Below are 24,241 nucleotides of genomic sequence, written 5' to 3' on the forward strand. Positions count from 1 at the left end.
GGAGTTGAACAAATGGACGCAGAAGCAGCAAAGTACATCGGTGCCGGCATCGCATGCCTCGGCATGGGCGGCGCGGGCATTGGCCTCGGCAACATTTTCGGCAGCTATCTGGCGGGCGCGCTGCGCAACCCGTCGGCAGCCGACGGCCAGTTCGGCCGCCTGATCTTCGGCTTCGCCGTGACCGAAGCGCTGGGTATTTTCTCGCTTCTCATCGCGCTTCTCGCTTTGTTCGGCTGAATGCTTGTTCGGCTGAACATTGGGAAGAATTGAACAGGTCGGCCGCGATCCTGCGGCGGGCCTGAATTTCGGGGATAGTCCATGTTCGTGACATCTGCCTTTGCGCAAGAGTCCGCGCCCGCCGTCGAAGGCGGCAGCGCTAGCACCGGCGTGCCTGCCGAGGCGCACGGCACGTTCCCGCCATTCAATCCGGCGACGTACCCCTCGCAGCTTCTATGGCTGGCAATCACCTTCGGGCTGTTTTATCTCTTCTTGAAACGGGTGGTGATGCCGCGCGTTGGCGGCATCATCGACGTGCGCAACGACCGCATTACCCAGGATCTCGACCATGCTGCCCGGCTGAAAAGCGAGGCCGATGCCGCCGTTGCCGCCTATGAGCAGGAATTGGCGGAAGCCAAGGGCAAGGCCAATGCGATCGGCCAGCAGGCCAACGATGCGGCCAAGGCGGAAGCCGAGGCTGCCCGCAAGACGATCGAGGCAGCGCTTGACCAGAAGCTTGGCGAGGCCGAGGCGCGTATATCTTCTATCAAGGCCAATGCCATGAAGGAAGTCGGCACGATCGCCGAGGACACTGCTTCGGCCATCGTCGAGGCGCTTGTCGGCGGCAAGGCCAGCAAGGCCGAAATCGCGGCCGCGGTCAAATCCGTGGCCGGGTGAGGAGCGCATCATGGACGCCACATCTCTCGCGACGCTTTGGGCAACTGTTGCCCTCGTAATCTTCCTCGGCATCGCCATCTACATCAAGGTGCCGGGCATGATCGCCAAGGCGCTTGATGCGCGTGCCGACAAGATCAGCTCCGAGCTCGAGGAAGCGCGCCGGTTGCGCGAAGAAGCCCAGCAGCTGCTTGGCCAATACCAGCGCAAGCGCAAGGAAGCCGAGCAGGAGGCGGCGGCCATCGTCGCCGCCGCCAAGCGTGAAGCCGACATGCTTGCCGCCGAGGCGCACAAGAAGACCGAGGACTATGTCGCCCGGCGCACCGCCTTGGCCGAGCAGAAGATCGGCCAGGCCGAACGCGAAGCGATCGGCGAAGTGCGTGCCAGCGCTGTCGACATCGCGGTCGAAGCCGCGCGGGCGCTGCTGGCCGGCAAGATCGACGCCAAGGCCGGCGCCGACCTGTTCAACGCCTCGCTGCAGGATTTGAAGTCGAAGCTGAATTAAGCGACTTCGACGAGAAATTCATCGAAAGTCGCCCGGGAAACCTGGCGGCTTTTTTGTTGGCGAAAGCGACTGAGCGCGTAATCTCCCCCCTCGAGGGGGAGATGTCGCCAAAGGCGACAGAGGGGGTCGGCACGTCCTGGCGCGACGCCCTATGGAACGAAAGAGAACGTTGGCGCTTCACGCGAGGCGACCCCCTCTGGCCTGCCGGCCATCTCCCCTCGAGGGAGGAGATCCGCGCCTAGCCGCCTTCGCAATGTCAATCCAAATCCGAAAAACCCTCTTCCTCCAGCACCTCGGTGCCGCCGAACCGGAACGGCGCGAAGGAGGCGCGGTGCAGCCGTGCCACTGGCCCGTGCAGATCGATCGCCGTGCGATGGCGCACAGTGGCGTAGCCCATATGCAGTTCGAAGCCGTAACGCGCATGATGGCTGCCGCAGCCGCACATCATGCGGTCGCGCATCACCTTGGCGACGATCGAGGCTGCGGCGATCGACTGCGAGCGCTGGTCGCCCTTGATCAGTGCTTTGCCCTCGCAGGGCAGCCCGGGCGGCACGTCGCGGCCGTCGGCCAGTGCCAGCTTCGGCCGGATTGACAGGGCGGCCACGGCACGGCGCATCGCCTCCAGGCTGGCCTTGAGGATGTTGGAGGCATCGATGCCTTCGGCGCTGACCGAGGCCATCGATACGGCGAGCGCGGAGCCGAGGATTTTCAGGAACAGCGCCTCACGCTGCAAATGCGTCAGCCGCTTGGAATCGTCGAGGCCGTCGGGGATGTTGGCGGGATCGAGCACCACCGCTGCCGCCACCACCGGCCCGGCGAGCGGGCCGCGGCCGGCCTCGTCCATCCCCGCCACCGGCCAAAGGCCTTCGGCCATCGCCCTCGTCTCGAACGAGAAGTCGGGTTTCTCGACGATTTCGAAGAGAAGCGGAGAATCGGAACGCGGGCGAGCCATGGTGCGGCGAGGTTCGCATCGGCTCCGATTCTCCGCAAGTCCCCTCCGGGTCGGGCGGGGCACCGGACCAGGAGGGGGCTACCGTCTGCAAGCCCGGGGACAGGACAGGCCGGACGGGATTTTTCGCCTGCTGCGGCCGCTTCAAGCGGCTGGCGCGAGACGCTTTGTCACAGCAGCATCAGCTGCTCGGTAGCCTTGGCGGCGGGGACGAACTGGTCGGTCCTGAGCGAGCGCCGCTCGGCGTTGAGGCCGAGCCGTTTGGCAGCTATCTCGAAACGCCGGCCGATCTGCCAGGCATAGGGACCGGAGCCTTTCATGCGCTTGCCCCATTCCGAATCGTAGTCCTTGCCGTCGCGCATCGAACGGATCAGCGACATGACGTGGCGATAGCGGTCGGGATAGTGGCGCAGCAGCCAGTCCTTGAAGATCGGCGCGACCTCCAGCGGCAGGCGCAGCAGCACATAGCCGGCCTCGCGCGCGCCCGCTGCCTGCGCCGAATCGAGGATGCGCTCCATCTCCGGGTCGGTCAGTCCGGGGATGATCGGCGCGACCATCACCGAGGCCGGAATGCCGGCATCCGAAAGCTGCCTGATCGCCTCCAGCCGCTTGGTCGGCGTCGACGCTCGCGGCTCCATCGTTCTGGCCAGCATCCTGTCCAATGTCGTCACCGACAATGCCACCTTGGCCAGCCCGCGTTCGGCCATGCGTGACAGAATGTCGATATCGCGGGTCACCAGCGCCGATTTGGTGACGATGCCGACCGGATGCCCGCGCGCCTCCAGCACTTCGAGGATCTCGCGCATGATCCGGTATTGCTTCTCGATCGGCTGATAAGGATCGGTATTGGTGCCGATGGCGATGGTGCGCGGCTGGTAATTATCCCTGGACAATTCCTTGTCGAGCAGCCGCGCCGCATCCGGCTTGGCAAACAGCTTCGATTCGAAATCCAGCCCCGGCGACAGGCCCATGAAGCTGTGCGTCGGCCGCGCGAAACAATAGACGCAGCCATGTTCGCAGCCGCGATAGGGATTGATCGAGCGGTCGAAGGAGATGTCGGGCGATTCGTTGCGCGTGATGATGGTGCGCGGCTTCTCGACCTGTACCTCGGTCCTGAACGGCGGCAGCTCCTCCAGCGAATTCCAGCCATCGTCAAACACGTGTCGGCTGACCGGCTCGAAACGGCCGGACGGATTGATGCCCGCCGACCTGCCGCGATTGCGGTCGGGACGAACGCGCATGCCGCTCTGCTCGATCATCGCATTCGCCATCTCGGCCCTGCCAGCGCCGAAGGCTGCAATATCGGCACGCACGATCTGTTCCATTTTGGCCCTTTCCCAGGGACTGTCCGCCCGCTGTCGAATCGCTCTGCTCATGAATGTATTCCTATCGCATTGATGAGAACAAAGCAAGAACTTTCTCGCGGCGCGCCGCAAAAACTGGCGCTGCCCACCGCTTTCCGCTATTCGGCTAAACATGCTCAGCGTCCTGATCGAAACCCTGAATGACGAGGAGGGCCTTGCCCGCACGCTCGCCTCGCTGATCGGCGGCGCGGTCGAAGGCGTGGTGCGCGACGTTCTCGTCTGCGACACCGGCTCGACCGATCAGACGCACCGCGTCGCCGAACATGCCGGCTGCCACTATGTCAGCGGCGGCATCGCCGCCGGCATCAGGCAGGCCAAGGGCGACTGGCTGCTCTTGCTGGAACCGGGCGCGCGGCTGGGAGAGGGCTGGATCGACGAGGTCGTCGCCCATACCGCCAGGCAAACCATGGCGGCGCGGTTCTCGCGGGCACGCGGCAGCCGCGCGCCGTTCCTGTCGCGCGTCTTTGCCGGAAATCGCGCTCTCGCCGAAGGCTTGGTGATCAGCAAGCGTCAGGCCGCGGCGCTGTCGAAGAACGCCCGCAGCGCCGAAGCGATCGCCCGCGGCCTGGCGACCAGGAGGCTCCACGCCGAGATCTGGGTCGCGCCGCGCAAGTGACGGCTTACCGTCCCGGTTATGGGAACTCCGCCCAAGCACATTTTCTGGCGGGTCGTCGTTTATTGTGCGTTGCACAAAATCTGGCCGGGGGTTACCATTCCCGGCGATATGGGCGAATAGGGTTTGGGGTGTGCCGGAGCGGCGACGACTAACGTCGATGCTGTTCCATCGACATTTTGAGGACCCCGATGACCCTTTCAAGCCCTGACAAGTCCGGCGCTGCAAGCCTCGAGGCGATCGCACGAAACGGCGGCACGCTGCGCCGCATCGCCGCCCGCATCCCGACCTATCTTTCCGACCTTCGCGAGAATCCGGCATGGCTGCCGATGTTCATGCTGGCCCGCACCATGCCGGCGCGGCGCCTGCACTGGCGCGGTGCAAAGCCCGTTCCGCCGGCGCGCAATGTCGGTGAAACGATGTTCGCCGGCGTTGACCGCGATGCCGTCGTCGGCGCGCTGCGCACCGAGGGGCTCTGTTCGGGCCTGATGCTGCCGGTCGCCATCCATGACGAGATCGCCCGCTTCGCCGAGCTCACGCCATGCTTCGGCAATTTCGACCGCCGGCTGGAATTCCTGCCCGAAAAACACGCCGATGCCGAAAAGCATTTCGGCCGCCCGCTGCTCAGCGGTCACTATTTCGAACGGGTCCTCGACTGCAACGCTGCGGTCGCCGTGCAGCGCGATCCGCTGCTTCTCGATATCGCAGCGCACTATCTCGGCAGCCAGGCCAAGCTGATCACGACCCGCGTCTGGTGGAGCTTTCCGACCGGTGGCGTCTCGGACGCCGACAAGAACATGGCCTCGCTCGGCAAATACCATTTCGACCTCGACGACTGGCGCATGCTGAAGTTCTTTTTCTACCTGGTGCCGGTCGACGCCGACACTGGGCCGCATGTCTATGTCCGCGGCTCCCACAACCGCCGCATCCTGAAGCATCAGCTGACGCTGCTGGTCGGCCATTCGGCGGAAGAGGTGCTGGGCGTCTACGGCGAGCAGAGCCCGGTCACGCTGACTGGGCCGGCCGGCCTCGGCTTTGTCGAGGATCCGTTCGGCTTCCATATGGGCACCGTGCCGACGCGCACGCCACGACTGATGATGGAAGTCGGCTTTGGCGTCTCGCCGCCGTCGCGCCGGCGTTTTCACGGCGAGCCGGTCATTCGCTAAACCGACGTCGCTTGGCTGATACCTCGGTTCTCAGCCGCGCCGCAAATGCTCGTCCAGCCGCGGCATGATCTCGACGAAGTTGCAGGGCATGTGCCGATAGTCGAGCTGCGGCTTCAAGATGCCGTCCCAGGCGTCCTTGCAGGCGCCGGGCGAGCCCGGCAGCACGAAGACGAAGGTGGCATTGACGACGCCGCCGGTTGCCCGGCTCTGGATCGTCGAAGTGCCGATCTTGTCGTAGGAGATGCGGTGGAACACTTCGGAAAAGCCGTCCATGCGCTTTTCGAAGATCGGCTCCAGCGCTTCCGGCGTCACGTCGCGGCCGGTGAAGCCGGTGCCGCCGGTGGTGATGACGACATCGATCGCATCGTCCTTCGACCAGCCCAGGACCCTGTCGCGGATCTTGTCGCGGTCGTCGGTAACGATGTCGCGGGCGGCCAGGACATGGCCGGCCTCGGCAATGCGGTCGGCCAGCGTCTGCCCGGATTTGTCGTCGGCGAGGCTGCGCGTATCGGAAACGGTCAGTACCGCGATGCGCACGGGAACGAAGGGGCGGCTCTCGTCAATCCTGGCCATGGGCGTCAGCCTCCGATGTCACGCTTCGCGTCGCCGCGACAAACCAGTCGGGATGGCGGCCGCGGATATCGATGGCCGCGCGCTTGGCCACATTGCCGGTCTCGAACAGCCCGAAGCAGGTGGCGCCTGAACCGGACATCCTGGCAAAACCGGCTCCGGCCTTGTTGAGCACGGAAAGCGCCTTGCCGATGGCGGGCTGGATTGCGCGCGCCGCAGGCTCGAGGTCGTTGCGGGTGATCTCCAGCCAGTTGCGGATGCTGTGGAAGTCGAGGCTGCGCGGCAGCGGCGGCAGCCCCGCATTGTCGCGGCGGCCAAGCGCCTCGAACACGTCGGCCGTCGAGACGGCAGTGCCGGGATTGACGAGCACCAGACCCAGCGCCGGGAAACCCGGCACGAGCGTCAGCTCGTCGCCGATGCCGCGGGCTATCAGCGGTCTGGCTGCGAGGCACATCGGCACGTCGGCGCCGAGCGACAGGCCGATCCGCGCCAGTTCGGCATCGCCGATGTCGAGGCTCCAGGTCTGGACCAAGGCGCGCAGCACAGCCGCCGCATCGCTCGACCCGCCGCCGACACCGGACGCGACCGGCAGGTTCTTTTCGAGCCTGATGGCGACAGCCGGTGCGTGCTGGGGACCGGCCTCGCGCCGCAGTGCGTCGCGCGCTCTCACCACCAGATTATTGTCGTCGACCGGCACCGCGGAGGCGTATTTGCCGGACACGGAAAACCCATCGCTGTCGGCAAGCTCCGTTTCGATGCGGTCGCCGAAGCGCGTGAACACAGCCAGGCTTTCGATCGTGTGATAGCCGTCGGCGCGCTGGCCGGTGACGTGCAGCGCGAGATTTATCTTGGCGTGCGCATGCGACGCGCGGATGCTGGCCTCGGCGTTCACTGGCTCGGCCGCGAGGGGGACGACGGTCAATCCTTGGCCAGACGGTATTCGCCGGTCTTCGGGTCCTTGACCAATGTTCCCATTGTACCGTTGGCGGCCTGCTTTTCGGTACGCCGCACCTTGGCGGTCACACGCTCGGCTTCCCTGACGAAGGAGCGGTAGCCGAAATAGGCGGCAATGCCGACGACGGCGAAGAAAATGATCTGCGGCATGTCAAACTCCTCCCTCGCAAGGCCGGCAAGGCCGCCGGTCGGGTCGGTTGATGATTTATGCTAGACGCTTTCACCGGCTTTTCAAAGCCCGAAGCGCGCCCACAGCGCGCGCTCTTCCGCCGCATCGATGACGCCGCTTGCCGCGGCGGCGGCGATATCGGGCGCCGAAAAGCTCGAGCCGAACAGGCCGAAGCGGCCGAACAGGCCGCGCGGCGCGGTGATCAGCTTGAGCTGGGTTTTTGGCCCGAACCGGCTCTTCAGCACGCTGCGCATGTCGCCGAGCGCATCGACCAGCCCGAGTTCAAGCCCCTTCTTGGCCGTCCAGAACAGGCCGGTGAACAGGTCGGGATCGTCCTTGAGCTTGCTGCCGCGCCTGTCCTTGACGAGGTCGATGAAGGTCTCGTGGACCTCCAGCTGCAGCGCCTTCAGGCGCTCGACGTCCTCCTTCTTTTCCGGTTTGAACGGGTCGAGCACCGCCTTGTTCTGGCCGGCGGTGTGGACGCGGCGCTCGATGCCGATCTTCTTCAACAGCTCCGGAAAGCCGAACGAGGCAGACACCACGCCGATCGAGCCGACGATGGAGGACGGGTCGGCAAAGATCTCGTCGCCGGCGACCGCGATCATGTAGCCGCCCGATGCCGCCACGTCCTCGACGAAAACCAGGACCTTCTTGTTCTTCTCGCTCGCCAGGTCGCGGATGCGCCTGAAGATCAGCCGCGACTGCACCGGCGAGCCGCCTGGCGAATTGATCGAGATGGCGACCGCCGGCGCGTCGAAGGAAAACAGCTTTTCGAGAAGGCCGGCGGTGGAAGCGAGCGACAGGCTCGGCCGGAACTGGCCGCCGCCGGGCATGATCGTGCCGTGCAGCCGGATGACCGGAATGGTGACGACGGCGGAGCGCCAGGATTTCGGCAGCAGGCGGTTGAAAAGGCGTTTCACGAGGGGGCGGTCTCCGGTCGATTTGCTTGACGCATGTAGGAATTCGCCGGCCAACGGCAATGCCGTCACCCCGGCAATCAGAATGGATCAGTCTCCGAAAAGCGACGCCAGCCCGTTATTGATCAGCTCTGCCCGCTCCGAAGGGCCATTGCCTGAATAGGCATGCAGCATCAGCGGTGGTTGGATCGACAGTTTGCCGCGTGCGCCGAGTGCTGCCCGGACGACGATGCGGATCGCCGCCGCTTCGGGGCGAGGATGGACGGCCAGCATCTCGGCATCGCCGAAGCGGCCGGCGATGGCATCGAGGATGGCGCCGAGCTGTTCCGGCCGGGCGATGACGGCCAGCCCGCCGCCCGGCCTGACCACCGCGGCCGCGCTGCGGATCCAGCTGTCGAACAGCCCGTCCTCCGAGACATGCGCGGCCTTTTTCAGCGGATCGGGCGTCGCGCGATCCTCGGCGGCATTGAACGGCGGGTTCATGATGACGAAATCGAAGCTGTTGTCCTCAAGTCCGGCGGCCGTTCGCGCCCGGCCCGACAGCGCGACATCGGCGACGAGCACCGAGGCGCGGTCGCTGAGATGCGCATTGCCGGGGTGGGCAAGCGTGGTGGTGGCGAAGGCCGCCATTTCCGGGGAACGCTCGACGAGCACGGCCGCGGCCCCGGGGCAGCGCGACAGGACCGCCAGGCCGGCCGCACCAGCGCCCGCGCCAAAATCGGCAAGCCGCCCGGCGAAGGAGGACGGCACGGCAGCCGCCAGCATCATCGCATCCATGCCGGCGCGGTGGCCCGCCTTTCTCGGCTGCACCAGCCAGAAGCCACCGCGATGAAAGGCATCGACCGTATGAGCCGGCATGTCCGGGACAAGGGCAGCGGGCGACGCGGACATTATTTTTGGCGGATCTCGTTAGCGATGCCGGCATCCGTCAGGATGCGCCGCGCCGCATCGGCCTTGTCGGCGTCCACCATGACACGGCGGGGCAGGATGCCGATCGAGCCGTCGAGGACGCTCATGTTCTGGTCGGCGACGAAACAGCCGATGCCGGCATCGCGCATGAGCGATTCGACAAACGAAATGATGACGGCGTCGTTGGTGCGGATGAGCTCTATCATCGGATTAGGGCCATGATCTATCGATATGGTCGAAATGGCGCCTGAAACGGCAAGAAGATGCGAGGAGAAGCGTGAAGGTCGGGGTCTTTCCCCCGGCCGAGCGGTTCGACGACGCAGCTTGCAGCCGTTTCGGCGTCCGGAGGATGTGGTCCATCTGCCCGGCTACTTTGTCGCGAAGGACTTGAAAGCCGAATGGCTTCCTGCGCCTTCGCTCCGCGTATCCGGACAGATGGCCTCACACCATTTCGATCATATCGATAGATCATGGCCCTAAACTCGCAGTTTGCGGCGTTGATGTAAACGTAGGCGTGATCATGTACCAGAGCCGGCGCGCCAATTCGCCTCTTGCCGCAGCAGTGGGTGACACCCTAGAGTCTGTCCAGGGACCATGTTGCCGTCGTGCATATCGAGGTTGGGAGTTTTGCCGTGGGTGTCGTTCTCAACATTGAAAACGGGAAGCGCGAAGCCGCCTCGATAAAGGACCTCATCGACCTGACCGCGGCCGACATGGGGCGCGTCAACAAATTGATCCTGTCGAAGGCCGGCTCCGATGTCGAGATGATCCCGGAGATTGCCAACCATCTGATCTCGTCCGGCGGCAAACGGCTGCGGCCGATGCTGACGCTCGCCGCCGCCCAGATGTTCGGCTATTCCGGCGACGGCCATGTCAAGCTCGCCACATCGGTCGAATTCATGCATACCGCGACACTTCTCCACGACGACGTCGTCGACGAAAGCGGCATGCGGCGCGGCAAGAAGACGGCGCGTATGATCTGGGGCAACCAGGCCAGTGTTCTGGTCGGCGATTTCCTGCTCGGCCAGGCGTTCCGGATGATGGTCGATGTCGGCTCGCTGGAAGCGCTCGATATCCTGTCGAGCGCTGCTTCGATCATCGCCGAAGGCGAGGTGATGCAGCTTGCCGCCGCCAAAAACCTCGAGACCACCGAGGACGAACATTTCGCGGTGATCAAGGCCAAGACCGCGGCGCTGTTCTCGGCTGCCGCCGAGGTCGGCCCGGTCATCGCCCAGGCGACGCGCAATGATCGCGCGGCACTTCGCTCCTACGGCATGAATCTCGGCCTTGCCTTCCAGCTGATCGATGACGCGCTGGATTACGGCGGCACCAGCAAGGATCTCGGCAAGAATGTCGGCGACGATTTCCGCGAGGGCAAGGTGACGCTGCCGGTGATCCTCGCCTATCGGCGCGGCACCAAGGCCGAGCGCAGCTTCTGGAAACGCGCCATCGAGGACAATGCCGCCGACGATGCCGGGCTGGAAAAGGCCATCGGCCTGATGCTCCGCCACGGGGCGATTGCCGACACCATCGGGCGCGCCCGCCATTTCGGCGAGATAGCCCGCGACGCGCTGGCGCCGCTCGAGGCGACGCCGCAGAAGTCTGCACTGATCGACGTCATCGATTTCTGCATCAGCCGGGTGAATTGACAGGCGTCGCGGCGCGAGGCCGGGACGCCGCCTGCTCTCATCGAGCCTTTGCCGGAAGCACTATTGCTGCCAGCAAACTGACGACGATGCCCGCCGCCGCGAGCCGGAAGGCAACCTGGATGCCGTCGGCGACGGCAATTTTCAACGCATCGCCGGACAATTCGCCGATTTGGCTGTTCGCAATCGCAATCAGCACGGCCATGCCGATGGCGTTGCCGACATTGAGCGTCGTCGAAGCCATCCCCGAGGCGACGCCTTGCTGGTCATGGGCAACGCCGGAACCGGCGGCAATCCACATTGCGGTCCAGACGATGCCTTGTCCGACGCCGGAGACGATCAGGCCGGGTACGAGGGGCAGATAGCTGCTGTCGGCAGTCGCGCCTGATACCATCAATGCTGTGCCGACCGCGCCGACGATCATGCCGCCGACCAGGGTTCGGCGCGTCGAAAAGTGCGTTGCCAGACGCTCGCCGAGTTGCGTGCCGGTGGCGATGGCGACCGACGGCACGAGAAAGGCGAGGCCCGTCTGCAAGGCAGTGAAGCCGTGCACGTTCTGCAGCAGCACGGTGAGGAAGTAGGGCAGCGCGCCGAAAGTGCCCATGTAGAGGAAGGTTATCGTCATGCCGGCGACGAGGCTGCGGTTGTGGAACAGGCGCGGCGGCATCAGCGGGTCGGCGCTGTTGGCCTCGATCACGGTGAAGGCGATCAGGAAGAATGCCGCCAGTGCTGCGCTGGCGATGATTGCGCCAGAGCCCCAGCCATATTCGGGCCCCTGAACCAGGGTGAAGACAAGCAGCGTCGCGCCGGCGGTGACGGTCAGCGCGCCCGGCAGATCGAAGCTGCGCTGCTCGTGCCGCTTGCGATCGCGCGGGATGATGGCGAAAGCCGCGATGATGGCGATCCCGGCCAACAGCACGTTGACGTAGAAGACCGACGGCCAGCCGAAGGCGCTGGTCAGAAACCCGCCGGCAAGCGAACCGAGCGTCAGGCCGCTGGCGCCCGCGCCGCCCCAGACGGCGAGCGCCCGGTTGCGTTCCGGTCCCTCGGCGAACAGGCGGTTGATCAGCGACAACGTCGCAGGAAACAGGAACGCGGCGCCGATGCCTTGTACGGCGCGGGCCGCGATGATGATTTCCGGCGACCAGGCGAGGCCGCCGACCAGAGATGAGAGCGCGTAGAGCCAGAGCGCGAAGATGAAGACGCGGCGCTGGCCGATCAGGTCGGCGGCCCGGCCGCCGAACAGCAGGAAGCCGCCGGTGAAGACGGTGTAGGCGCTGACCACCCACTGCAGGGTCTGGCCTGAAAATCCGAGGCCGGTGCCGATCTTCGGCAACGCCACGAAGACTATGTTGAGGTCGAGCGAGATGATGAGCTGCGCGAAGGCGAGCAGCGCCAGCGTTGCGCCATGTTTCGCCCTGCTTGCTCCCTGCGTTATCGCCCCGAGCGGCGCGCCTTGATCCAGTGAACTCATGCCGGTCTCCTTGTCGACAATTATTTAATGATCGACAAAGAATTGAGATTTGCAATCCGAAGTCAAGCGGATTATTTGTTGATCGACAAAAATTGGAGACCGCCATGGCGGGAAGGCCAAGGGAGTTCGACCGCGACCAGGCGCTGGAGAAAGCCCGCGACGCTTTCTGGAGACGCGGCTACGAGGGCACCTCGATGGCCGATCTCGTATCGGCGCTTGGTCTCGCATCGGCGCGCATCTATGCCGCCTTCGGCTCGAAGGAGGATCTGTTTCGCGAAGCGGTGGCACTTTACGAGGCCAATGAGGGCGGCTTCGCCACACGCGCACTGCAGGAAGAACCAAATGTCCGGCGCGTCATCGAGCGCATGCTTCGCGACGCCGTCGAAATCTATACGCGGCCCGGGCGGCCGCAGGGCTGCATGGTGGTGACGGCCGCGACCAATTGCGCCGTCGAAAATGACGCCGTGCTGCAATGGCTGGTGGAGCATCGGCTGGCGCGTACCGCATCGATCATCGAGCGGTTGAAGCAGGCGGTGCGCGATGGCGAATTGAAGCCGGACACCGACGCCGAGACGTTGGGGGATTATTACGCCACGCTGCTGCACGGCCTTTCGGTGCAGGCACGCGACGGCGTGCCGAAAAAGCGGCTGCACGATCTTGTCACCGTCGCCATGCAGGCGCTTGACGCAAGCCTTTCGCAAACGTCCTGAGTTTCAGGGCCGTGATGCTCACTTGCCGGCTTGTTCGGCGGCCCTTCTGGGATTGACCGCCGGCGTCGGCGGGTCGGGTATTTCGGTGGCGACAGGCTTTGGCGGTTGCGGCTCCGTCGCCGGCGCTTCGGGGCCGGCCTTGCTGAGCGCGACCGAGATGCCGAACACCTTCCATTGCCGTTCGACCGGCGCAAACAACAGCTCGAAATTGACCTGCATCGGCACCGAGGGAAAGAAACCGGCCATATGCAACATGCCGTTGGACTCGATCTGCGGCAGCAGCGTCAATTGCGGCTCCAGCACCGCGACGCCGCCGAGGTCGAAGCCGTCATTGCGGTGGCTGGCGAAGATCTCGGCAAGCTTGGCCGCATTGTTGGTCTGGAAGCCCGGCGCGCCGAGATCGCGCAGCACCGTGTAATTCCCCGTCTTGTTGGCATGGTCGAGCGCCAGCAGCGAGCCGCGCACCAGGATCAGCACGCCGTTGCGGTCGATATTGGCCGGCTTCGGCGCCTGGGGCTTGGCCGATTTCTGGATTTTCGACGTTTGCGCCAGGGCAGGCTGGACAAGCTGCGGAACGGCTGCCGTCAGCACCAAGGCGGCCAGCAACATTCTGCCCGTCGGCCGCACCGATCCCGGCAAGATTGAGGTCATGCCCGCTGCATCAGTTGAGTGTCCACGATGCGCCGACGCTGACGCCGACATCGCCACGGTTGGTGGAGGCCGACACGGCGGCGTTGAGGCGGAAATCCAGGCTCGTGCTATAGCCAAGGCCGAGCGCCAGGCCCGACTGGCCCTTGAAATGGCCAAAGCCGCCGGCCAGCGACAATTTGCCGGGCCTGTCGTCGTAACGCAATCCCGCCGTCGCCAGCGCAAGCGCCGTTCCGGCGCGGGCTTCCGAGCGGTTTTCGCTGACCTGCTCGCCAAGGTTCTGCAACCCGCCCTCCAGCGCGCTGACGCGGCCGTCGAGCAGGGCGATGTTAGCCTCGTTGATCGTGGTGCGACTGTCGAGGCTGAAAATCTGCGCGGTGTGCAGGTTGAGCGTGTTGGTATTGTTGGTGATACGCGCCTCGTGATCGGCAAGCTGGATCGTATGATTGCCGACCGTCGTGTTGAGCGCGTTGATCTGGTTGGTGTTGTTGACAATGCGCGTCTCGTGATCGGCAAGCTGCATCGTGTGGCTGCTTACCGTGGTGTTGAGCGAGGCGATCTGGGTGGTATGGGCTGCAACGTCGTCGGCCAGTCCTTCGAGTTCGTCGATGTTCACGGAAGCGGTCGCCAGATTGCCCGCGGCGTCGGACGTCACCAGGTATTTCGGTCCGCTCTGGGCCTCCCTGCTGGCTGCGCTGTTGATGCCCGACAGAGTGTAGGTGGCGCTGCTGTTGCCGATAGCCACCTGATTGGCGCGTGTCGTGGTCACACCTTGGCCTACGGCGACTGAATCGGCAAAATTGGCCGTCGCACCGGTGCCGAGGGCGGTGGCATTCACCGCATTCGCCTTGGCCGAGGCGCCAAGAGCGGTAGCGTTGGCCTGGTTAGGGCCTCCCGCACCAGCCTGAGCACGGGCGCCGATAGCCGTCGTGCTTGCATTGTTATGGTTGATGGGACCCGAGATTCCCCCGGCCCACGCATCATCGCCAAGAGCGGTACTGAGGTCTCCATCAGAAACGGCTCTACCGCCGACCGCCGTCGAGGATCCGCCCGCAGCTTGGGCGATAGTTCCGCATGCCATACCGGTGGGCGAAGCCCCGGCGCCATCTGCGCCATAATTTATATCTTCACACACAAACGCAGCCGCCGGAGTCGGCGCGAGGGCCACCAGGCCGGCTGCCGCGGCTATCACCAAAGCTCCGGCCCCGCGAACCGGCACGCGGGACGACATCAGGATGCCGGCAGCCCCCAATGCAGCCGACCACTCAAAGCCTTCTACAACACGGCTCTTCATCGAATTATCCCCTTCTTTCCAGAACGGCGCCGGCCGATCGCAAAGCCCCCGATGAGATGGACCATGCATGAAGCCGGCAACGGCCGGACAGTCGGCAAATGCCTACACTTCGCGGCATTCCCCCTGTTCTTGCAGCGTTTTCAGTCCTGGCTGTTGCAATCTTGCAACGTCGGGCCGGTTGACTGACCGAAATCACGAAAACGGCCGCGCGCTCGTCAGCAGCGCCACGAACTGGCTTTGGCGACTGGTTCCGGTTTTCCGAAAAATTCGCTCGAGATAAGTACGGGCCGATTTGACGGCGATACCGATTTCGAGGGCGGCTTCCTGTACGGAACGGCCTGAGGCAAGCACGACGGCGAGCCGGGCTTCCGCCGGCGTCAAGTCGAACAGGCCCGAAAGGATATCGGGCGACGGCACCGTCGCGCTGATGCTGACGGCAGTTGCCGCGACAAGGATATCCGCGCCCGAAAAGATGTCATGTGCGGCACGGCGCAACGGCAAAAGGTGAACGATCAGCGCAGGCCGCCCCTCAACGGCTGGGACAGGGATGGACCGCACAACGCGATGGTCGTCGTTGTGCATGATGGCTTGCTGGAAAAGCGCGTTTGCAGATAGGTCCGCAAGCACCATGCCGCCGCCGGCCTGGGGGATGAACACGTCCTTCATATCTTCCAGCAGGCGGTTGACCGTCAGCACACGGCCTGATCCGCTCATGACAGCGGCCGGCAGTCCGATTTCGCCCAGCGCCGATGCGGCGGTCCTGGCGCGTTCCATGCCAAGACGCGCGGCAACAAGGCCGGCCCGCGCCAGATGCGGACGCAGTCCGTTCAGCAGGTCGATCGCCGCTTGATCGTACTTGCCGTCCTTCAGCCAGCGCTGGAAGACGAACAGCACCAGCTCTCCGCTCGGCATGGGAATCGACGTGCAGACGGGCGATCCGACGCCGAAATTTCTTGCCCATGCGTAGATCGGGTCCCGCTCGATCTCATCGCCGGTCATGAAGTCGTCGACCCGCACAAAGCTTGCCGGCTGGGTGCTGCACATGCGCTGCACGCTCTCGGAAAATTTCCAATCTGCCATGAAAGCGTCGATCAAGGGCTCGGCCTGCGCCTCGCCGATGGCGCGAAGCGGGGAATGATCGCTGATCATGAAAATCGAGCCGCTTGCCGAGCGCGTGATCGCACTGGTCGCTTCTAACGCTCCCGGCCACTGCTCGGCGGCGAACGCTGCTTCGTAGATACGATCGACGATGGCGAAGGCTTCTTCGTCGCGCGGCACTTCCAGCATCGGCGCCCCCATGGCTGGCGAAGCAAGAATTGAAATCTCATCCTGCCACGCAAAGTTGCATGGCGGAAGCTTTCAACCGCTGGCGCTTAGGGATCGCTTACGGCGTCGGGAAATAGCACCGCGCAGGCACCGCCAAAGCGGACGCCACGCGGTCAAGAGTCGCAGTTCAGGCCCTTTCGGCATGGTTTATTAATTGCTTGACCCGATTGTGAATTCGGGCCGGGTTGAAGCACGACCCCAAAAAGGCCATGCTTTACCTGTAAAAATCGAGTCTACGGCGATCCCGCTGACGCGGAGATGGCGTTTGGCTGAAAGGGATATGATGCGGCAAGGATATGCGCGCTGGCTGACGGGGCTGGCAATCGCGACGGGCATGGCGATCTCGGCTTTGCCGGCGCATGCCAAACAGACCGCCGAGCCGGTCAGGATCACATCCTTCTCGGGGGCCTATCTCGCCGCCAGGATTGCCGACGGCGACAACGACCTCGACAGCGCCATTTCCTATTACAAGCAGGCGCTTGCGTTCGATCCGAACGATAAGGGACTGCAGCAGAGCCTGATGCTGTCGCTGATCGCGCAGGGGCGCTTCGACGAATCCCTGGTCTATGCCGACAAGCTCAAGGCGGTTCCCGATGTCGAGCGCTTCTCGCGCCTGGCGCTGGCCATCGATTCCTTCCACAAGAAGGATTTCTCCAAGGCCGAATACTGGCTCAAGCTGTCGCTCGAGTCCGATCTCGACCGGCTGATCTCCGGCGTCATGACCGGCTGGGCCAAGCAGGGTGCGGGTGACGCCGGCGAGGCCATGGCTTCCATCGACAAGCTGCAAGGCCCCGACTGGTTCAGCCTGTTCAAGTCCTTCCACCGCGCCTTGATTGCCGACGCCTCCGGCCTGCCCGACAGGGCGGATGCGCTCTACACCGCCACCGTGCAGGACACGGCCGCCGGCGGTGCGGCCCCCGAAACATGGATGCGCAACGCGCAGGCCTACGCCTCTTTCCTCGCCCGCAAAGGCGACAAGGCCAAGGCGCTGTCGGTGCTCGACAAGGCCGAGGCGTTTGCGCCCGGCAAGGTCGAGATTGCGGCCCTTCGCGACAAGATCAACAAGGGCGAAAAGATCGAGCCCTTCGTTGCCGGTCCGTCGGACGGCGCCTCGGAAATCCTGCTCGATCTCGCCACCGCGCTCAACCGCGGCGGCGGCGAGCCGTTCGTGCGGCTTTATCTGCAATATGCCCTGGCGCTGCGGCCCGACAACGACGCGGCGCTCGTTCAGCTTGCCGCCGTTGCCGAGCAGTTGAAAGACGGCGAGGGCGCCATCGCGCTCTATCGCCGCATTCCCGCCGGCTCGCCGCTGAAGCAGCTTTCGGACCTGCAGCTTGGCCTCAACCTTGCCGATCTCGACCGCAACGACGAGGCGATCGCTCACCTCAAGGCCATCGTCGATGCGCATCCAGACGACATGCGCGCCTACCTGGCGCTCGGCGGCGTCTATTCCTCGAAGGACGATTTCCGCTCCGCCGCCAATCTTTACGACAAGGCGGTCGAGGTGCTGAAGACGCCGACCGCCGCCAACTGGAACATTTTCTACCAGCGCGGCATCGCCTATGAGCGGCTGAAGGAATGGCCGAAGGCCGAGCCGAATTTCCGCAAGGCGCTGGAGCTCTACCCCGACCAGCCGCAGGTTCTGAACTATCTCGGCTATTCCTGGGTCGACAAGAACATGAACCTCAAGGAAGGCCTCGCGATGATCCAGAAGGCCGTCGACCTGAGGCCGAGCGACGGCTACATCGTCGATTCGCTGGGCTGGGCCTATTACCGCCTTGGCCAGTTCGACGATGCAGTGCGCGAAATGGAACGCGCCGTTTCGTTGAAGCCGGAGGATCCGGTGCTCAACGATCACCTCGGCGACGCTTACTGGCGCGTCGGCCGCAAGCTGGAAGCCACCTTCCAGTGGAACCAGGCGCGCGACCTGAAGCCGGACCCGGATGTGCTTGCCGCCTTGCAGCAAAAGCTGATGAAAGGCCTGCCGCCGATCGAATCCAACACGGCGCAGGAAACCCCGAACGTAAAGCCCTTGCCGGCGCCCGCCCCTAAGGGGTGACCCTTCTTTCCTTCTCCCCTTGTGGGAGAAGGTGGATCGGCGCGCAGCGCCGAGACGGTTGAGGGGTGTCGGACGGATTGCCGTCGGTGCCAAGCTGGAACACCCCCTCATCCGACCGAGCTTCGCTCGGCCACCTTCTCCCACAAGGGGAGAAGGGAACACCTTCAAAGGCCTGACCCCCTCTGCCTTGACGCTTGCTGGCCAGGCATCTAGGACGTGCCGGCATCCCGCCTTTCCCGCCGAGGCCGCCGTGACCATTCCTGCCCACATGCACCCCAGCCGCTCGTTCCAGGGGCTGATCCTGACGTTGCATAATTATTGGGCGGACTATGGCTGCGTCGTCCTCCAGCCTTACGACATGGAAGTCGGCGCCGGCACATTCCATCCGGCAACGACATTGCGCGCGCTCGGCCCAAAACGCTGGAACGCGGCCTATGTCCAGCCCTCGCGCCGCCCCAAGGACGGCCGCTATGGCGAGAACCCGAACCGGCTGCAGCACTATTACCAATACCAGGTGATCCTGAAGCCCAATCCGCCCAATCTGCAGGAGCTTTACCTCGGCTCGCTGGCCGCGATCGGCATCGATCCGCTGCTGCATGACATCCGCTTCGTCGAGGACGACTGGGAAAGCCCGACGCTGGGCGCCTGGGGGCTGGGCTGGGAGTGCTGGTGCGACGGCATGGAGGTCTCGCAGTTCACCTATTTCCAGCAGGTCTGCGGCATCGAATGCGCCCCGGTGGCGGGCGAGCTCACTTACGGGCTGGAACGGCTGGCCATGTATGTGCAGGGCGTCGACAATGTCTACGACCTCAACTTCAACGGCCGCGAAGGCGCCGACAAGGTGACCTATGGCGACGTCTTCCTGCAGGCCGAGCAGGAATATTCGCGCCATAATTTCGAATTTGCCAACACCGCAATGCTGCTCAGGCATTTCGAGGACGCCGAAGCCGAGTGCAAGGCGCTGCTACAAGCCGGCGCGCCTGTCTCCCCCCTTGAGGGGGAGATGCCCGCGAAGCGGGCAGAGAGGGTCGCCTCGGAAGGCACTGCAGGTCAGGCGTCGAGCACTGCGCGGGCGACCCCTCCCGGCCAGACTTTGTCTGGTCCCCTCAAGGCGGAGGGATACCACCGCATGGTCTTCCCAGCCTACGACCAGTGCATCAAGGCCAGCCACGTCTTCAATCTGCTCGACGCACGCGGCGTGATTTCGGTCACCGAGCGCCAGAGTTATATTTTGCGGGTGCGCAATCTGGCCAAAGCCTGCGGCGAGGCGTTTCTGCTGACGCAGGCGGGCGGGCTGGCGGCCTAGCTCAAGGCGAATTCGGCAGGAGTGCTGATTGGCAACGTGCCTTGGCCGCTTGCACCGGCTATTGTCCGCAGCGCTTGCCTGACGCCGGGCATCGAGAACGTGCCGTGCACCTGCGCTGTAAAACAGGCGCTGAGCGCGAGGATCTGCAGGAATGTCGATGCCGTTCTCATGGTCGGTCAGCCAATAGCTCTCTGCCTGAGCGTTGGTCGCTTCAGCGCTGCGTTCGGTTCAGGGAAATCTTTGATCCAAGGACGGGCGGACCGGCGCGTGTCCGACAGGCGGCTGAATTTTTCGGAAATCGCCGTTAGATGTCCCGATCGAGCGGGGAAGGGTGACAGCGGCCAGCCGAGTTGCTATGCCCCCGCTTACCTCCCCCTCGATGGGGGAGGTCGCCGCGAAGCGGCGGCTATTTTTGTCCATGAGTTCCTTCGATGCCCGACCTGCTTTTAGAACTCCGTTCGGAAGAGATTCCCGCCCGCATGCAGCGCAAGGCTGCCGGCGATCTCAGGAAGCTTTTGACCGACGGGCTGGTCGACGCCGGGCTGACCTACGAGGCGGCGCGCGAATATTGGACGCCGCGCCGGTTGACGCTCGACATTCGCGGCCTGACCGCCCGCTCGAAGGACATCAGCGAGGAGATCAAGGGGCCCTCGACCAAGGCGCCCGAGCCGGCGGTGCAGGGTTTTCTGCGCAAGGCCGGCCTCGCCTCGATTGCCGAGGCGCATGTTCATTCCGATCCGAAGAAGGGCGACTTCTACGTCGCCCATATTTCCAGGCCGGGCAGGCCGGCGGAGCAGATCATCGCCGAGCTGGTGCCGGGCATCATCCGCAACTTCCCCTGGCCGAAATCGATGCGCTGGGGCCCGGCTTCGGCCAAGCCCGGCTCGCTGCGCTGGGTGCGGCCGCTGCAATCGATCCTGTGCACCTTCGGCCCCGAAACCGAGGAGCCGGTGGTCGTCGATTTCGAGATCGACGGCATCCGCTCAGGCAATATCACCTACGGCCACCGTTTCCATGCGCCTGGCGCCATCACGGTGCGCCGCTTCGACGATTATGTCGCCAGGCTTGAGGCGGCCAAGGTCGTGCTCGATGCCGACAGGCGCAAGGAGATCATCCTTGCCGATGCCAGGAACCTCGCCTTCGCCAGCGGGCTCGACCTCGTCGAGGACGAGGGGCTGCTGGAGGAAGTGTCGGGCCTGGTCGAATGGCCTGTCGTGCTGATGGGCGAATTCGAGCAGGATTTTCTCGCCATTCCGGCCGAGGTAATCAGGCTCACCATCCGCGCCAACCAGAAGTGTTTTGTGACGACGCGCCAAATCTCCCCCCTCGAGGGGGAGATGTCGCCGAAGGCGACAGAGGGGGTCGCCTCGCGTGGATCGGCGGCATCCCCTGTCCGCGATAGGGAGTCGCGTCAGGTCGTGCCGACCCCCTCTGGCCTGCCGGCCATCTCCCCCTCAAGGGGGGAGATCAGCCAATCGCCGCTCTCCAACCGCTTCATCCTGACCGCCAATATCGAGGCCAAGGATGGCGGCAAGGAGATCGCCCATGGCAATGGCAAGGTGGTGCGCGCGCGCCTGTCCGACGCGCTCTATTTCTGGAAGACCGACCAGGGCGACCTGCCGGATCTCGACCAGCTGCAGGCATCGGCGGAAAAGTTCGGGCTTGATCTAGAAAAACCGCTCGACCAGCGCATGGCCCGCCTCGACCACCTCAATGTAACGTTTCATGCCAAGCTCGGCACGCAAGGCGAGCGGGTGGAGCGGATCAAGCGATTGGCTGAGGAATTGGCGCCGCTCGTGGCGCAGTCGATCTCCCCCCTTGAGGGGGAGATGGCCGGCAGGCCAGAGGGGGTCGCCTCGCGTGAAGCGCCGGCATCCTCTGTTCGCGATAGGGCGTCGCGTCAGGACGTGCCGACCCCCTCTGTCGCCTTCGGTGACATCTCCCCCTCGAGGGGGGAGATTACCGCGCTGGCGCGCCGCGCTGCCGTCCTCGCCAAGGCCGACCTCACCACCGAAGTGGTTGGCGAGTTCCCGGAACTGCAAGGCGCCATGGGCCGCAAATACGCGCTGCTGCAGGGCGAGCATCCTTCCGTCGCCGCGGCGATCGAGGAACACTACAAGCCGCAGGGCCCGTCCGACCGCGTGCCGACCGATCCGGTGTCGGTGGCCGTGGCGGTTGCCGACAAGCTCGATACGCTGGTCGGCTTCTGGGCGATTGATGAAAAGCCGACCGGATCGAAGGACCCCTATGCGCTGAGACGGGCGGCGCTGGGGGTGATCAGGATGTTGGTCGAGAACGGGGTTCGATTGCGCCTTGAGCAGGATTGGCACAAAGCATGGCTTCGAGTTTTCTGGCAGATCGTTGATCAGAAGTACCGGCCAATATTTGAGAAATTTATCGAACTCGGTCGCATGCTTCCGATGTCCTCCGCAGGAGATTGGAAGTTTGATCAGGTCGCAGCCATCTTAGCTGAAGACAAGGCATTCCTGATAGAATGGGCAAACAGATTTAATGCTGCAGAAGCCGACCTCCTGTCCTTTTTCCACGATCGCCTCAAGGTCTATCTCCGCGACCAGGGCGCGCGGCATGATCTGATCGACGCGGTTCTGGCGGCGGGTTCGCGCCCAATCTCCCCCCTGGAGGGGGAGATGTCGGCGAAGCCGACAGAGGGGGGCGCTGTCCCGCCGGCCTCTCATTCTGTCGCGCCCCCCTCTGCCCTGCCGGGCATCTCCCCCTCTAGGGGGGAGATCGGCCAATCGTCCAACGACGACCTCCTGCAAATCGTCCGCCGCGTCGAAGCGCTTGGCTCCTTCCTCGACAGCGAGGACGGCAGGAACCTGCTTGCCGGCACCAAGCGCGCTGCCAACATCGTGGCTGCCGAAGAGAAGAAGGCGACGGCGATCGCAAGCAGCGTTTCGCCGGCGCTGTTCCGGGAGGACGCGGAGAAAGCCTTGTACGCCGCGGTCAATCAGGCCGAGAGGCAAGCCCGCGAAGCAATTCAAAACGAAGACTTTTCCGCCGCCATGCTGGCGCTTAGCGTGTTGCGCGAGCCGGTTGATTCATTCTTTGAGAAAGTCCTGGTAAACGATGAGGACCAGGCCGTGCGTGCCAATCGCCTGGCATTGCTCGTCCGCATCCGCGCGGCGACCGACCGGGTCGCGGATTTCTCCAAGATAGCCGGCTGACGTCCGGGAAAAATCATCGCTTGTGGCGCTATTTCGGCTGGTCGGGAGCTGCTAGCGGCGCAGGCTGCTGCGCAGCTGGTTCAGGGGTTTTGCTGGCGACCTTTGGGTCGGCCTTGCTGTCCGCGGCGGGCGCGGCAGCGGTGGCCGGCGCGGCCTTGGGCGCGGGCGTTGCAAAGGCATCGCCGACGATACCGCCGCGAATGATCATCGGACTTCCGTCGAAGCCATGACTCGGCTGGCTCGGGATTGCCGCGACCTTTTCATCGGCGACGTTTTCATTGACGTCAGGCAACTTCTCGCCGAGCGCGACGATCGACGGTGTTTTCGCCCGTTCGAGCGCGCCGGCACTTACAACCGAAGGCGTCGCCGTCGTTTGCCCGAGAAAAACGAGCGATGAGGCCTGTGCCGTGCCGGCCATAAACGCCAGACCAAGCGCTCCAACGATACGCATCGAAAGCATGATAATTCCCCTTGCCCAACAAGACGGCACCGTAGCCGAGGGCAGTTGATGCCGGCTTGCGGGGAAACAGAGCATTTTAGCGATTTGCGATTCGCCTACGCCCGGACTTGCTCCGTCGGCGTCAGCGTATTAGGCACCCGCATCCGTGAGGTGACGACAGTGGCTGAAATTCGTGCCGTCGGCGAGGCGATGGAAAGGGCGTTGGCGCTGCTCGAGAGCGGCGATGTCGTCGCCATCCCGACCGAGACCGTCTATGGGCTGGCCGGCGACGCGACCAATGGCGTTGCCGTGGCTCGTATCTTCGAAGCCAAGGGCCGCCCTCGCTTCAACCCGCTGATCGCCCATATAGCCGACCCGGCGATGGCCGAGCGCATCGCGCTGTTCGATCCGCTGTCGGAAAGATTGGCGCAGGCATTCTGGCCGGGGCCGCTGACGCTGGTGCTGCCGCAACGGCCCGGCAACGGCATTCATCCGCTGGTCACCGCCGGTCTGGAAACGATCGCGCTGCGCATGCCGAAAGGCTTTGGCGGCGAGCTGATCGCCAGGTTCGGCCGCGCGCTGGCGGCGCCCAGCGCCAATTCCTCGGGCAGGATCAGCGCCACGACGGCCGATGCCGTGGCCGCCGATCTCGGTCCCCGGATCAAGCTTGTGGTCGATGGCGGCGCGACGCCGGTCGGGCTGGAATCGACCATTGTCAAGGTTGAAGCTGGAAAGCTGCGGCTGCTGCGGCCGGGCGGCATTGCCGCCGAAGAGATCGAAGCGGTGGCCGGGTCAAAGTTGCTGCGCGGCGCTTCGGTCGTCGAGGCGCCCGGCATGCTCGCCTCGCACTATGCGCCAGGTGCGGCGGTGCGGCTCAATGCTGCGGAGGTCGCACGGGGCGAAGCCTTGCTGGCCTTCGGCCGCCGCCGTGCCGAAGGCTGGCGCGATGCAGCCGCCCTGCGCAACTTGTCGGAGACCGGCGACCTGCGCGAGGCGGCAAGCAATCTCTTCGCCCATCTGCAGGATCTCGATGACAGTGGCGCCAAAACCATCGCCGTCGAGCCGATCCCGTTCGAAGGGCTGGGCGAGGCGATCAACGACCGGCTTTCGCGCGCCGCCGCCCCGCGTGACAAGATGGATTGAGCAC

At 64.4% G+C, this 24,241-nt stretch carries 24 protein-coding genes and 2 pseudogenes; 12 read left to right on the forward strand and 14 right to left on the reverse strand.

Annotated elements, in window-relative coordinates; translation table 11 throughout:
• Positions 1-12: 12 nt before the first annotated feature.
• The 3 genes from NKJ15_RS07410 to NKJ15_RS07420 all read left to right on the forward strand — a co-directional run bounded on the left by NKJ15_RS07410 (position 13) and on the right by NKJ15_RS07420 (position 1,396).
• The gene (locus tag NKJ15_RS07410; protein WP_006206606.1) at positions 13-237 is read left to right on the forward strand and encodes a F0F1 ATP synthase subunit C; all 225 of its coding nucleotides are present in this window, start codon (positions 13-15) and stop codon (positions 235-237) included.
• 81 nt (positions 238-318) lie between these two features.
• Positions 319-894 (forward strand): F0F1 ATP synthase subunit B, encoded by a 576-nt coding sequence (locus NKJ15_RS07415; protein ID WP_352501992.1) that lies wholly within the window; start codon positions 319-321, stop codon positions 892-894.
• 10 nt (positions 895-904) lie between these two features.
• Positions 905-1,396: a F0F1 ATP synthase subunit B gene (locus NKJ15_RS07420; protein ID WP_023674071.1), complete on the forward strand. Its 492-nt coding sequence runs from the start codon at positions 905-907 to the stop codon at positions 1,394-1,396.
• A 256-nt stretch (positions 1,397-1,652) separates the two neighbouring features.
• Here the strand turns inward: NKJ15_RS07420 and rnhB are convergent, their stop codons facing one another.
• Positions 1,653-2,348, reverse strand: a complete 696-nt coding sequence (rnhB, locus tag NKJ15_RS07425) for a ribonuclease HII (protein WP_352681114.1) — start codon at positions 2,346-2,348, stop codon at positions 1,653-1,655.
• A gap of 167 nt (positions 2,349-2,515) precedes the next feature.
• On the reverse strand, positions 2,516-3,670 hold the full coding sequence (locus NKJ15_RS07430; RefSeq protein ID WP_352540123.1) for a PA0069 family radical SAM protein: 1,155 nt from the start codon (positions 3,668-3,670) through the stop codon (positions 2,516-2,518).
• A gap of 151 nt (positions 3,671-3,821) precedes the next feature.
• On the opposite strand from NKJ15_RS07430, the gene NKJ15_RS07435 reads away from it, so the two are divergent.
• Positions 3,822-4,325: a glycosyltransferase gene (locus NKJ15_RS07435; RefSeq protein ID WP_292664385.1), complete on the forward strand. Its 504-nt coding sequence runs from the start codon at positions 3,822-3,824 to the stop codon at positions 4,323-4,325.
• 188 nt (positions 4,326-4,513) lie between these two features.
• On the forward strand, positions 4,514-5,488 hold the full coding sequence (locus NKJ15_RS07440) for a phytanoyl-CoA dioxygenase family protein (protein WP_352681116.1): 975 nt from the start codon (positions 4,514-4,516) through the stop codon (positions 5,486-5,488).
• A 30-nt stretch (positions 5,489-5,518) separates the two neighbouring features.
• On the opposite strand, the gene moaB is transcribed toward NKJ15_RS07440, so the two are convergent.
• The 6 genes from moaB to NKJ15_RS07470 all read right to left on the reverse strand — a co-directional run bounded on the left by moaB (position 5,519) and on the right by NKJ15_RS07470 (position 9,213).
• Positions 5,519-6,061, reverse strand: a complete 543-nt coding sequence (moaB, locus tag NKJ15_RS07445) for a molybdenum cofactor biosynthesis protein B (protein WP_352681118.1) — start codon at positions 6,059-6,061, stop codon at positions 5,519-5,521.
• Positions 6,048-6,950, reverse strand: coding sequence for a 4-(cytidine 5'-diphospho)-2-C-methyl-D-erythritol kinase (locus NKJ15_RS07450; protein WP_352681215.1), 903 nt, complete (start codon positions 6,948-6,950; stop codon positions 6,048-6,050). The genes moaB and NKJ15_RS07450 overlap by 14 nt, the downstream gene beginning before the upstream one ends.
• Before the next feature lie 26 nt (positions 6,951-6,976).
• Positions 6,977-7,162, reverse strand: a complete 186-nt coding sequence (locus NKJ15_RS07455) for a membrane protein (protein WP_023674078.1) — start codon at positions 7,160-7,162, stop codon at positions 6,977-6,979.
• Positions 7,163-7,243: 81 nt separating this feature from the next.
• On the reverse strand, positions 7,244-8,101 hold the full coding sequence (locus NKJ15_RS07460; RefSeq protein ID WP_352501988.1) for a S49 family peptidase: 858 nt from the start codon (positions 8,099-8,101) through the stop codon (positions 7,244-7,246).
• Positions 8,102-8,188: 87 nt separating this feature from the next.
• Entirely contained in the window at positions 8,189-8,989 is an 801-nt protein-coding gene (locus tag NKJ15_RS07465) for a tRNA1(Val) (adenine(37)-N6)-methyltransferase (protein ID WP_352814705.1), read from the reverse strand.
• Complete coding sequence (locus NKJ15_RS07470) at positions 8,989-9,213, reverse strand: putative signal transducing protein (RefSeq protein ID WP_023674082.1); 225 nt, start codon at positions 9,211-9,213, stop codon at positions 8,989-8,991. The genes NKJ15_RS07465 and NKJ15_RS07470 overlap by 1 nt, the downstream gene beginning before the upstream one ends.
• 426 nt (positions 9,214-9,639) lie before the next feature.
• On the opposite strand from NKJ15_RS07470, the gene NKJ15_RS07475 reads away from it, so the two are divergent.
• On the forward strand, positions 9,640-10,656 hold the full coding sequence (locus NKJ15_RS07475; RefSeq protein ID WP_352540118.1) for a polyprenyl synthetase family protein: 1,017 nt from the start codon (positions 9,640-9,642) through the stop codon (positions 10,654-10,656).
• 37 nt (positions 10,657-10,693) lie between these two features.
• Here NKJ15_RS07475 and NKJ15_RS07480 read toward each other — a convergent pair whose 3' ends face one another.
• Positions 10,694-12,127, reverse strand: a complete 1,434-nt coding sequence (locus tag NKJ15_RS07480) for an MFS transporter (RefSeq protein ID WP_352681122.1) — start codon at positions 12,125-12,127, stop codon at positions 10,694-10,696.
• A gap of 104 nt (positions 12,128-12,231) precedes the next feature.
• Here NKJ15_RS07480 and NKJ15_RS07485 point away from each other — a divergent pair, with 104 nt between their 5' ends.
• Positions 12,232-12,837 (forward strand): TetR/AcrR family transcriptional regulator, encoded by a 606-nt coding sequence (locus tag NKJ15_RS07485; protein ID WP_352681124.1) that lies wholly within the window; start codon positions 12,232-12,234, stop codon positions 12,835-12,837.
• 18 nt (positions 12,838-12,855) lie between these two features.
• On the opposite strand, the gene NKJ15_RS07490 is transcribed toward NKJ15_RS07485, so the two are convergent.
• The 3 genes from NKJ15_RS07490 to NKJ15_RS07500 all read right to left on the reverse strand — a co-directional run bounded on the left by NKJ15_RS07490 (position 12,856) and on the right by NKJ15_RS07500 (position 16,066).
• The gene (locus NKJ15_RS07490) at positions 12,856-13,488 is read right to left on the reverse strand and encodes a hypothetical protein (protein ID WP_352681126.1); all 633 of its coding nucleotides are present in this window, start codon (positions 13,486-13,488) and stop codon (positions 12,856-12,858) included.
• 10 nt (positions 13,489-13,498) lie between these two features.
• On the reverse strand, positions 13,499-14,848 hold the full coding sequence (locus tag NKJ15_RS07495) for a YadA-like family protein (protein ID WP_352681127.1): 1,350 nt from the start codon (positions 14,846-14,848) through the stop codon (positions 13,499-13,501).
• Positions 14,849-14,971: 123 nt separating this feature from the next.
• Positions 14,972-16,066 (reverse strand): helix-turn-helix transcriptional regulator, encoded by a 1,095-nt coding sequence (locus tag NKJ15_RS07500; protein ID WP_352768796.1) that lies wholly within the window; start codon positions 16,064-16,066, stop codon positions 14,972-14,974.
• A 322-nt stretch (positions 16,067-16,388) separates the two neighbouring features.
• Between NKJ15_RS07500 and NKJ15_RS07505 the strand changes: the two genes are divergently transcribed.
• The 3 genes and pseudogenes from NKJ15_RS07505 to NKJ15_RS07515 all read left to right on the forward strand — a co-directional run.
• Positions 16,389-18,164 (forward strand): tetratricopeptide repeat protein, encoded by a 1,776-nt coding sequence (locus tag NKJ15_RS07505; RefSeq protein ID WP_352681217.1) that lies wholly within the window; start codon positions 16,389-16,391, stop codon positions 18,162-18,164.
• Positions 18,165-18,432: 268 nt separating this feature from the next.
• A pseudogene (locus tag NKJ15_RS07510) lies at positions 18,433-19,146 on the forward strand (glycine--tRNA ligase subunit alpha); the annotation flags it as partial.
• A 141-nt stretch (positions 19,147-19,287) separates the two neighbouring features.
• Positions 19,288-19,470 (forward strand): annotated as a pseudogene (locus tag NKJ15_RS07515) (glycine--tRNA ligase subunit alpha); the annotation flags it as partial.
• Here NKJ15_RS07515 and NKJ15_RS07520 read toward each other — a convergent pair.
• A complete protein-coding gene (locus NKJ15_RS07520; RefSeq protein WP_352681131.1) occupies positions 19,467-19,640 on the reverse strand; it encodes a hypothetical protein in 174 nt (57 codons plus the stop codon). The pseudogene NKJ15_RS07515 and the gene NKJ15_RS07520 sit on opposite strands and share 4 nt — an antisense overlap.
• A 261-nt stretch (positions 19,641-19,901) precedes the next feature.
• Between NKJ15_RS07520 and NKJ15_RS07525 the strand changes: the two genes are divergently transcribed.
• Positions 19,902-22,655 (forward strand): glycine--tRNA ligase subunit beta, encoded by a 2,754-nt coding sequence (locus tag NKJ15_RS07525; protein WP_352814709.1) that lies wholly within the window; start codon positions 19,902-19,904, stop codon positions 22,653-22,655.
• A gap of 28 nt (positions 22,656-22,683) precedes the next feature.
• Here the strand turns inward: NKJ15_RS07525 and NKJ15_RS07530 are convergent, their stop codons facing one another.
• Positions 22,684-23,115, reverse strand: coding sequence for a hypothetical protein (locus NKJ15_RS07530; protein ID WP_352681134.1), 432 nt, complete (start codon positions 23,113-23,115; stop codon positions 22,684-22,686).
• 159 nt (positions 23,116-23,274) lie between these two features.
• Between NKJ15_RS07530 and NKJ15_RS07535 the strand changes: the two genes are divergently transcribed.
• Positions 23,275-24,237: an L-threonylcarbamoyladenylate synthase gene (locus NKJ15_RS07535; protein ID WP_352814711.1), complete on the forward strand. Its 963-nt coding sequence runs from the start codon at positions 23,275-23,277 to the stop codon at positions 24,235-24,237.
• Positions 24,238-24,241: the final 4 nt, after the last annotated feature.

Origin of the sequence: Mesorhizobium sp. M0207, from assembly GCF_040321995.1 — a bacterium.
GTDB lineage: Bacteria > Pseudomonadota > Alphaproteobacteria > Rhizobiales > Rhizobiaceae > Mesorhizobium.